Here is a 9,911-nt window from a genome sequence, read left to right as displayed (position 1 = left end):
ATAGCCCTTTTCTCCGGATGTTGGACCATCCATTTTTCCCAAAAATGACTGTTGTTTTCATTCGGATTTTTAATCCACTGAATGAAAAACTCATCGGTAATAAAGTTGGCTATATCGTAATCTTTGTAGTTCATTTGATTAAAATTTTCCTTTTTATTTCTTTTGGAGCAATGATTTCAATGTGGTCAAAGCTCTGTAAACTACCTTACGTGCTGATTTCACTTCATTTAAATCCATAGCCACTGAAATCTCCTTATAAGACATCCCTTCTTCATAAAGCAACAAAATGGCTTGCCGTTGTCGACAGGTAAGTTTGTTAATGGCATCCTGTATTTTTTCAAATTTTTCTTGGTCATTTTCCTGATGAATAATTATAGTTTCTTGCGAAAATTCAATGAGAAAATTCTTATGAATCTTTTCAGGATCTTTGCAGATCTCCTCTCTGGATTTATTTGATTTTCTGATCAATTCCCTATAAAGGATTTTGAACAGGTAGGGCTTTATGCTCTGCACTTCACTTAAAGCACCCCTTTTTCTTCTCAGGTCTATAAAAATATTCTGAATGCAGTCCTGAATATGGCTTTGATCTTTACACATCTGACTGCCATATTTAAACAAAACTGTGACATACATTCTGTAGATATAGTTGAAAGCAAATTCATCCCCCTTGTTAAAAGCATTCCAGATATCCATGTCAGATTTATTCTCATAAACCTTAATGGATTCAGAATGCCCCAAAGGATAGACATGGACTTCTTCGTTATTTGGCAATTTTGGGTTATTGATCATAGAAGTACTGGATTAGTCAATCTTCTAATAGTAAGAGGAGGTAATACCCGAAATTGACCCCATAAAATTTTAAAAAAAAGATTTTAAATACGAGGTTTTTTAAAAAGCTCAAAAAATCCTATTCCAGCCTATTTAGGAAACTTTATTTGTCTTTAATTTTCAACTTATTGGTATGATCGTAGATTTCCAGATTTTACATTATCACAGGATAGAATTAAGCCTCGACTAATTGCTCTATTCCAATAGGCTTTTTCGTCTAAAAGAAGTAGGGTCTTTTCGAAGTTCTCCTTACTTCCGCCAATGATCCACTTCATTTTAGCGATTGTCCCCATACCCGCTTCTACTGCCACCCCTGCTGTGGCACCCAAAAGTCCTGACTTAAATTAATGGGTCGGCACTCCCCCAATCCAATAAATCAGTACACTTCTCACTTTGCTTCCTTTTCAGAAGGCTACACTTAGTTTCCTAACCCAACTTTTCAAAAAATAATAAGCTTAAAAAACTGATTTGCAGATTTTACTTTTTTAAACCCTTACCTTTCAGAATCTTTGTATAAATCAGTCAATTACACTAGTTAATTTTTTAAAATATGAGCAACGCAAAAAAAAGATGCTTCGTAGTCATGGGATTCGGAATTAAAACCGACTACATCAATGGCCGAAAATTAGATCTGAATAAATCCTATCGCCTACTGATCAAACCCGTGGTGGAAGCCAAAGGAATAGATTGTGTCCGGGCAGATGAAATTACGCATTCCGGTTCTATTGATGTACAGATGTACAAAGAACTGCTTCAGGCCGATCTTGTAATTGCTGACTTATCCACGCTAAATGCCAATGCGCTCTACGAATTGGGGGTTCGGCATGCACTGCGACCCTACACCACGATTGTTATTTCTGAGGATAAGTTGATGTATCCATTCGATCTCAATCATGTGGTCATCCATAGCTATCAGCACTTGGGCGATGCGATAGATTACGAGGAAGTGGAGCGTTTTCGGGGAGCTTTGGGAAATATAATTCAGACTGTGCTGGACAAAAATGAAGCTGACAGTCCAGTCTACACCTATCTCAATTCGCTAATCCCGCCAAAACTACAGGCTGAACTGGAAAAAGCGGTGGTCGATAGCGAAAAGAAAAAACCGACTCAAGAGGTAGGCAAAGCACTTTCGCTGATTATCCAGGAAGCCGAAGACGCCATAGATGTGATGGAGTTTTCCAAAGCAAGGGATTTATTCCGGTCTGCCATCTTTCTTTCAGGAGGCAATATCGGTCAAAGAGACCACTACCTCATCCACAGACTTTCATATACCAATTACAAGGCCGAGGAACCTGATCTGATTACAGCATTATACCAATCGTTGAGCTATTTACAATCCATTAATCTAGCCCATTCCAATGATCCTGAGACAGTGTCCACGGCGGGAGCAGTAGAGAAAAAACTATTTGAATGCGGGGAAGGTGAGCAGCATCTTGAAGATTCTATCCTGTACTTCCAAAGAAGTTATTATCTCCTCAACAACCGATATAATGGTATAAATCTGGCCTTAACTTTTGTCTATCGCGCTACTTCCAAATTGGCCAATTGCGATCAGGAACGAATTGCTGATCTGGTTTTTGCACAGCGAACCTGGAAGCGAGTCTTGTTTTTGTGTGATCGGGATTGGGATATGATTTTCGAAAAAGAAAAAAATGATCAGACTTTGATCAACGACGGTACTAAAGAAGGAAAAGAATTACAGGAATATTACAACATTCAGAAATACTGGATTTTAGTAAATCGAGCCGAGTCCTACTTCGGATTGGGTGATTTTGATTTGTATCGGAAAAATAGGGACGCGTCGAATAATGTTCCTTTTCACCAATGGCAACTCGAAAGCTTTACTGAACAAATTGGTAAATTAGCTGCTGAAATGAAAAAAGTGGGGCATCTCCTCGAACCAAAATGGATTTCTCCCGATTAATTACCCAAACGATTATCCTTTCCCATGACCAACCCTCTTTTGGCTGATTTTTCCAGCCCTTTTGAAACTGCACCTTTTGACCTAATAAAAAACGAACATTTTCTTCCAGCTATCCGGGAAGCCATCAAGTGGGCCAAATCAGATATTGAAAGAATTAAAAAAGAATCCCGTCCTACTTTTGAAAACACCCTCGAGGCCCTCGATCGCTCAGGGAAGAAACTAAGTGTCATTTCAGCTATATTTTTCAATCTCAATTCAGCTGAGACGAATGATGAAATACAAAAACTCGCGCGGGAAATTTCCCCTCTTTTGACAGAATACTCCAATGACATTCTCCTGGATCAAGAGCTATTCCAACATGTAGCGCAGGTCTTTTCAGAAAAAGAAAAACTCAGTCTGACACCCGAGCAAACTACGCTATTGGAAAAAACCTATAAGTCATTTGTCCGTAATGGCGCAAATTTAAATTCTGATGACGCCGCCAAACTCAGAAAAATCGATCAGGAACTTGCTCAGTTGAGTTTAAAATTTGGCGAAAATGTACTGGCCGAAACAAACAAATATGTTCATTTTGTTGAAGATGAAGCTGAAATTGAAGGCTTACCGGAAGGAATCAAAGAGGCTGCAGCACAGATTGCAGCGGAAAAAGGACAACCGGACAAATGGGCCTTTACGCTGGACTACCCAAGCTATGTTCCTGCTCTGACTTATGCCAAAAATCGGAATCTCCGAAAAACTCTTTTCCTAGCCTACAATACCAAATCAGCCAAAGGCGATGAACTTGATAATCAGGAGATCATCAAAAATTTGCTTAACCTTCGACACCAACGCGCAAATCTATTGGGATACGCCTCTCATGCTGATTTTGTTTTGGAGGAGCGAATGGCCAAAAGCCCAAAGGCCGTCATGGATTTTTTGGAGTCTTTACTCGAAAAAGCAAAACCAAAAGCAGAAAAAGAAGTCGAGGAAGTCACCGAATTCGCAAAGAAACAGGATGGGTTGGAGCGATTGGAGCGTTGGGACTTTGCCTACTACTCCGAACAGCTCAAGAAAGAAAAATATGCTTTGGATGATGAGTTGTTGCGTCCATATTTCAAATTGGAAAATGTAATAGAAGGGGTTTTTCAAACAGCCGGAAAGCTATTTGGGATTACATTCCACCCCAACACCGAAATACCCACCTATCATCCTGAAGTAACAGCATACGAAGTGAATGATCGAAACGGGAAGCATCTAGCGGTATTTTATGCGGATTTTTTTCCTCGACCGGGAAAAAGAAACGGTGCTTGGATGACCTCATTTCGAGGTCAAAGCAAGGAAAACGGCATCGATCGCCGTCCTCACATTTCTATTGTCTGCAATTTCACCAAACCGACCAAAAGTAAGCCCAGCCTTCTGACATTTATTGAGGTGACTACCCTTTTTCATGAATTTGGACATGCCCTTCACGGAATGCTCGCCAGAGGCACTTATGAGTCACTTACAGGCACCAGTGTTTTCTGGGATTTTGTGGAATTACCCTCTCAGATCTTTGAAAACTGGTGTTACGAGAAAGAATGCCTTGATTTGTTTGCAAAGCATTACCAAACGGATGAGAAAATCCCGGAAGAACTGATCGAAAAAATCAAAAAATCGGCAAATTTTCAGCAAGGCTACATGACCATGCGTCAGATCAGTCTTGGACTACTCGATATGGCCTACCACAGTAAGGATCCAAGTGCAATTGCCGACCTTAGGAAATTTGAGGAGGAAGTGATGGAAAAAACAGATTTACTTCCAAAAGTACCCGGGACCATGGCCAGTACGAGCTTTTCGCATATTTTCCAGGGAGGCTATTCATCAGGATATTACAGCTACAAATGGGCTGAAGTCTTGGATGCAGATGCGTTTGAATTGTTTTTGGAGCGGGGAGTATTCGATCAGAGAACTGCAATTTCTTTTGAAACCAATATCCTTTCTGCCGGAGGGACAGAGCATCCCGCCATTCTGTACAAGCGATTTAGAGGTAGGGACCCGAAGGCGGATGCTTTACTGAAGCGATCAGGACTTATTTCGGCTTAATTGTATTATCAGTGGAATTACCCTATCTTTTTGAAATTTCAACTTTTCAAATTATGGAATCAAAACGTCTGGAAATGCAGCCCTACCTGAAAGCACTGTCTGTCATGGTATTTATCATCGTTCTGATTTTTTTCCTGATTATCGGAAGGAGTCTCTTGATTCCCTTATTTATGGGTGGATTTTTTGCGATACTGTTTACACCGCTTACCATCTTTCTGGAAAAACACAAAGTCCCAAAAACCCTGGCATCCGTTATTTCCCTGTTGTTGATGGTTGCATTGGTTGCTGGACTGATCAGTTTTATCATCAGTAATGTAGTGAGCTTCACCAAAGACTTTAACAATGTCTCCGATCGACTGGTAACCGTAGCTGAACAGATTGATAACTGGACAGCTAGGGTATTTGGAATAAATGAAAATCTGGCAGAAAAGGCAGAGTCAAAATATCTCGTGGAGCTGCTCAACCAAAACAGTTTAAGTATTTCCGCTTTTGCCTTGAATGCGATCGGCTCACTTTCAGGCTTGGTTTTGATACCTGTTTTTATGTTTTTCTTTCTCCTATACCGCGATCATCTCACCAAAATGATGGTTTTGATTTATCGTGATAGAGATCCTGTTTTGGTTAAAATGAGAATTACCAACCTAAGAAAGGTCATTCAAAACTACATCACAGGAGTCGGCAAGGTGATGGTGATCCTGGCCGTTTTGAATATTTCCGCCTATTCTATTTTGGGGATTAAGCATGCGATTTTCTTTGGAATAATTGGTGCAGTCTTAAATATCATTCCCTACGTGGGCCCCTTCTTTGGAGTACTGCTCCCCATCGTTTATTCGTTTTTGACGATGGACAGCCTGTTTTATCCAATAGCCGTGCTGGTGATCTATCAAGTCATTCAGATGGTAGAAGGTAATTTTCTGACTCCAAAAATCGTCGGTGGCAATGTGAACCTGAATGCGTTCATTACTTTCCTTGGTTTGCTCGTCGGAGCGGCAATCTGGGGAGTTGCCGGAATGATCTTGGTCATTCCGACGATGGCTATTCTACGGGAGATTTTTGAGTTAAGTGAAAACACCAAACCCTTCGCATTACTTTTGGGAGAGGAAAAAGACGATGAGAAATATCAATCAAAAGATGAGAATAAGGAATAAAATCATAGTGGCTTTTTTCCTGTCGGCATTGATAAGTTGTGACTCTGACGAAACGAAAAAAGGAAGATTTCTTTTGAAGGGAAATGAAAAACTCGAAGAAAACGACCCTAAATCCGCAATTGCATTCTATAATGAAGCCATCAGCATGGACTCCACCTATGCTGATGCTTATTTTAACAAAGCAATGGCTCACCTTCGACTGAATGAGCTGGAAGAATCCATAGCTGATCTCAGCCTTGCCATTAAGTTTCGGCCGGATTACTTTGAGGCAATTTTTCAAAGAGGATTAGGCTATCTCGACAATGGTGAATTTTACAAAGCCCGTGAAGATTCTGAAAGGCTTCTAAAGCTGGATTCTGACCATTGGAAATCACATTTTTTGGCTGGATTAAGTCAGGAAAAGCTTAAAAATTTTCCATCAGCTTTGACCGCGTTTGAAAATGCCGCCAAACTTCAACCTGACAATTCAGACCTCTTGGTCAATCAGGCTACTATTTTGTACTATCAGAAGAAATTTGGGGAAGCTCAAGCCCTTCTTTTGAAAGCGGAGGAAATGAACCCAAACGAACCAAACTTGCATAACCTGAAGTCGATGATCCTTTTCGAAGAGGGTAAGCTACCAGAAGCGCTGAATGCTGTCGAAAAAGCCATCACGCTTGATAACAGACAGGCCTACTTTTACAATAACAAGGGGTTGTATTTGCTTTTTTTGGATCGACCTGAAGAAGCCATCGAGTTAATTAACCAGAGTATTCAGATGGATCCTAAAAACCCCTTTGCTCTCCGGAATAAGGGGATTTATTATGTAATAAAAGGTGACAAAATCTCCGCATTGCAATACCTGACGGATTTGGCTACTGATTATCCTGAAATGGAGCTGGTGAAAGAATATTTGCAAAAGGCTCAGGACTTGTAGATTTTCTCCGCAATTACTTCTTTGATTTTTTTCAAAAGTTCGGCAGCATCAATCGGTTTGGCTACAAATCCCTCAAATTCGCAAGCATCAATACGCTCCATGATTTCAAGTTTTGCGGCGGCTGTCAGTGCGATAATTGGGGTATCTGAAAACTTCTTGATTTCGACAGTTGCTTCAAAACCGTCCATCACAGGCATTTGAATATCCATTAGGATGCAGTCAAATTTACCTTTCCTGGCAGCTTCCACTGCTTCTTTGCCATCGTGAACCCGCTCATAAGTGTATCCCCATTTTTTGATAATCTTGCCCAATACAAGAGAATTCACCTCATTGTCCTCTGCCATCAACAAATGCAGTCCAGCATAGGACGGGGTATTTGATTCCGTTCTAGGAATTGAATTCAAGGATTCTTCTGCTTTTTCAAATTCCAGTTCAAAGAAAAATCTACTCCCCTTGCCCACTTCGGATTCCAATTTAATTTTACCCCCCATCAAATTGAGCAGTTTTCTGGTAATGGATAATCCCAGACCAGTTCCGCCGTATTTCGAATTGAAGGTTGGCTTTACTTGATCAAAATCGTCAAAAATCTTTTCCTGATGCTCAGGAGCAATTCCGATTCCGGTATCCTTTACCTCAAAATAAACTTTAACCTTATTTTTCACCTGACTCAGCAGCTCAACTTTCACATCCACATTTCCACTTGGTGTAAATTTGAGTGCATTGGTAATCAGATTGTTCATTACCTGCGAAAGCCGGGTTTTATCTCCCTTCACGGAAATGTTGAGGCCTTCTGAGAGATGGAGATCCAGCTTGTTTTTACTGTCTTTGGCATGGAAAGACAATCCTTTTAGCACCTGTTCCAAAAGATTTTGCAAGTTGAAAGGAACCTGCTCGATGGTGAGTTTACCTGCTTCAATTTTTTGGAAATCAAGGAGGTCATTGATCATGATAATCAAATTATCCACCGCAAAATTGATGGTATTCAAGGCTGATTTTTGATTCTCTGTATGATCCTCTTGGAATAGCGAATAAACTGACCCTGAGATGGCATTGAGCGGAGTCCTCAATTCATGACTGATCATGGAAAGGAAATCGGACTTGATCTGATTGGCCTTTTCAGCAGCCATCCGTGCTTCATCCAGTTTGGCTTCAAATTCCTTCTGCTTGGAAATATCAGTGAGGTAGCCGTACCAAACCATGTCGCCATTTTCCAATGCCTGTGGCCTCGCCGCCCCCAAAACCCATTGATACTCCTGATTATTCTCTCCTGATTTGACCCGAAATTGGCACTGCCAAGGCTCCAACTTACGTGCAGAGGCTACTGATGACATGATGACCTGGGGAAGGTCCTGAGGATGTACCTTTGAGATCGCGGACGAAATGTCGGTGAATTCATGGATTTTTTGCGGGGACAGTCCCAGCACAGAATTGATTCCTTTCGAAAGGAAGGAGAAATTCATTTGTCCTTCGGTGTTCAAAACCAGCTGATATAAACCTCCCGGCACCTGATCAGTTAGATTCATCAAGAAATTGCTGCTCGCCTCGACTTCCTTCTCCAGATGTATTTTTTCAGATATATTTCTGAAGGAAAGTGTGAAAAACTCAGCTTGGTCAAACTCCATCTTGCTGACCGCCAATTCCAATGTAAGTTGATTCCCTCTTTCGTTAATTAAAAGGGTAGAAAACCTTGAGATTGTCGTATCACCTTTGGCAGAGTTAATCCACTCTGACCAATCATAGGCCTCTTCAAAAAACACACTCAAATCCTCCAAATGAGAAATTTTGGTGTTTTTCTCAAAACCGAAAAGTTGAATGACTTCCTGATTGGCCAACACCACCTCCCCGTTTGGCTTAACGATTATCATCGCCTCAGGACATTCCATCCAAGCCTTGGTATAGAAATCCAAGTCCTGTTGAATCCTTTGGCTTTGGCTCTTATCCCAAATCACCCCCCAGACAATGGACTTACCCTTCTCAGGAAAAAAAGCAGTGTAATTCACTTTATTCTTTCTCGAAACCGAGAGTTGTCCTGCAAATTCCTGTTGCATGGGATCTAAGGTTGCAACAGTTTCTTTGATTTGATTTAATAAACTAAGTTGGGTGGCTTCCAAGGAAACCTCTTTATCCAATAGGGCTTCGATTATTCTCTCAGAAGATTGATCCAAGACCACAACTTCCGCTTCTAAATCAAACTTCCACTTACCGGATTTAGTCATCTCCGGGACCTCGTCGCGCAGGGAATCCAGTTTTTTATCATTGGCTGCTTGTGCATGCCGATATGAGACATCTCGGGCTATGACGAAAAAGGTTTCAGGATTAAACTGAATAGAGCACTCCAAGTGCCTGTAGTTCCCGTCTTTTCCCAAAAATCGAAATTCGAGAAAAGTTACCTCTTGGTTTTTCTGAATTGCTTTCCAGATTTTTTGAACCCGCTCCAGATCATCTTCATGAATGAAAGGGCAAAGGTTGGTATTTAATAATTCCTCCACTTCATAGCCCAAAACTGACAAAACGGTAGAATTAAGATAAGTCAGGTGGTCGTACTTTCCGATAGCGATCAGGTCAAGCTTGGAAGTAAAAAACTGGTAGGCCTCCCTTCTACTTGGAAGCCCATGTGTTTTGACTTCTTTTCCTTTATAAAAAAGAAAATAATTGGAGCCGCTATCCTGTGGCAATTCCAGCTTGAAGGAGAAGTCCTTCTTTCCATGTGAAAGGATAAGCTCTTCTTTAAAAATATACGCATTGATATCAAGCCCTAACCCTACCAAGGTCTTTTCTTTCAGCGCACCTCCAATCTCCTCTTCGAAGGACTCATTTCCGTAAAAAATGGAATATGGATAAGAATCATCAGCAAGAAAGACCATTTCCGAGGATTCGTAAATGATCTTCTTAAATGTGCTGTTTATGCCTTTATCCTGCATCGAATTTTTATTGCTGAGCTGAAATGATTTAAAAAGAGTAACCCTCTTTCTAAATTTCATCAAACATACAGCAATTTGTATTTCATAGCAAGCTTTTTACTTTTTGAATACTA

General features: G+C 40.7%; 6 protein-coding genes. 4 read left to right on the top strand and 2 right to left on the bottom strand.

Annotation, left to right across the window (positions count from 1 at the left end):
* Positions 1 to 153: 153 nt before the first annotated feature.
* Entirely contained in the window at positions 154 to 789 is a 636-nt protein-coding gene (locus C4S61_RS11665; RefSeq protein WP_103924977.1) for an RNA polymerase sigma factor, read from the bottom strand.
* Positions 790 to 1,378: 589 nt separating this feature from the next.
* Here C4S61_RS11665 and C4S61_RS11655 point away from each other — a divergent pair.
* From C4S61_RS11655 to C4S61_RS11640, 4 genes are read left to right on the top strand one after another with little or no spacing between them, the layout of a single operon-like run.
* Entirely contained in the window at positions 1,379 to 2,752 is a 1,374-nt protein-coding gene (locus tag C4S61_RS11655; protein ID WP_146064385.1) for a tetratricopeptide repeat-containing protein, read from the top strand.
* A gap of 24 nt (positions 2,753 to 2,776) precedes the next feature.
* A complete protein-coding gene (locus C4S61_RS11650; protein WP_103924974.1) occupies positions 2,777 to 4,813 on the top strand; it encodes a M3 family metallopeptidase in 2,037 nt (678 codons plus the stop codon).
* 53 nt (positions 4,814 to 4,866) lie between these two features.
* Positions 4,867 to 5,961, top strand: a complete 1,095-nt coding sequence (locus C4S61_RS11645; protein WP_103924973.1) for an AI-2E family transporter — start codon at positions 4,867 to 4,869, stop codon at positions 5,959 to 5,961.
* Complete coding sequence (locus tag C4S61_RS11640; protein WP_103924986.1) at positions 5,945 to 6,877, top strand: tetratricopeptide repeat protein; 933 nt, start codon at positions 5,945 to 5,947, stop codon at positions 6,875 to 6,877. The genes C4S61_RS11645 and C4S61_RS11640 overlap by 17 nt, the downstream gene beginning before the upstream one ends.
* Here C4S61_RS11640 and C4S61_RS11635 read toward each other — a convergent pair.
* Complete coding sequence (locus tag C4S61_RS11635) at positions 6,865 to 9,798, bottom strand: ATP-binding protein (RefSeq protein WP_103924985.1); 2,934 nt, start codon at positions 9,796 to 9,798, stop codon at positions 6,865 to 6,867. The genes C4S61_RS11640 and C4S61_RS11635 overlap by 13 nt on opposite strands.
* Positions 9,799 to 9,911: the final 113 nt, after the last annotated feature.

This window comes from Algoriphagus boritolerans DSM 17298 = JCM 18970 (assembly GCF_900108085.1).
Classification (GTDB): Bacteria; Bacteroidota; Bacteroidia; order Cytophagales; family Cyclobacteriaceae; genus Algoriphagus; species Algoriphagus boritolerans.
This window is presented reverse-complemented; position numbering and strand designations above follow the sequence as displayed.

Excerpts from the sequence above, each read along its gene's own strand:
- C4S61_RS11665 (WP_103924977.1), bottom strand. The coding sequence starts at position 789 with ATGATCAATAACCCAAAATTGCCAAATAACGAAGAAGTCCATGTCTAT.
- C4S61_RS11655 (WP_146064385.1), top strand. The coding sequence starts at position 1,379 with ATGAGCAACGCAAAAAAAAGATGCTTCGTAGTCATGGGATTCGGAATT.
- C4S61_RS11650 (WP_103924974.1), top strand. The coding sequence starts at position 2,777 with ATGACCAACCCTCTTTTGGCTGATTTTTCCAGCCCTTTTGAAACTGCA.
- C4S61_RS11645 (WP_103924973.1), top strand. The coding sequence starts at position 4,867 with ATGGAATCAAAACGTCTGGAAATGCAGCCCTACCTGAAAGCACTGTCT.
- C4S61_RS11640 (WP_103924986.1), top strand. The coding sequence starts at position 5,945 with ATGAGAATAAGGAATAAAATCATAGTGGCTTTTTTCCTGTCGGCATTG.
- C4S61_RS11635 (WP_103924985.1), bottom strand. The coding sequence starts at position 9,798 with ATGCAGGATAAAGGCATAAACAGCACATTTAAGAAGATCATTTACGAA.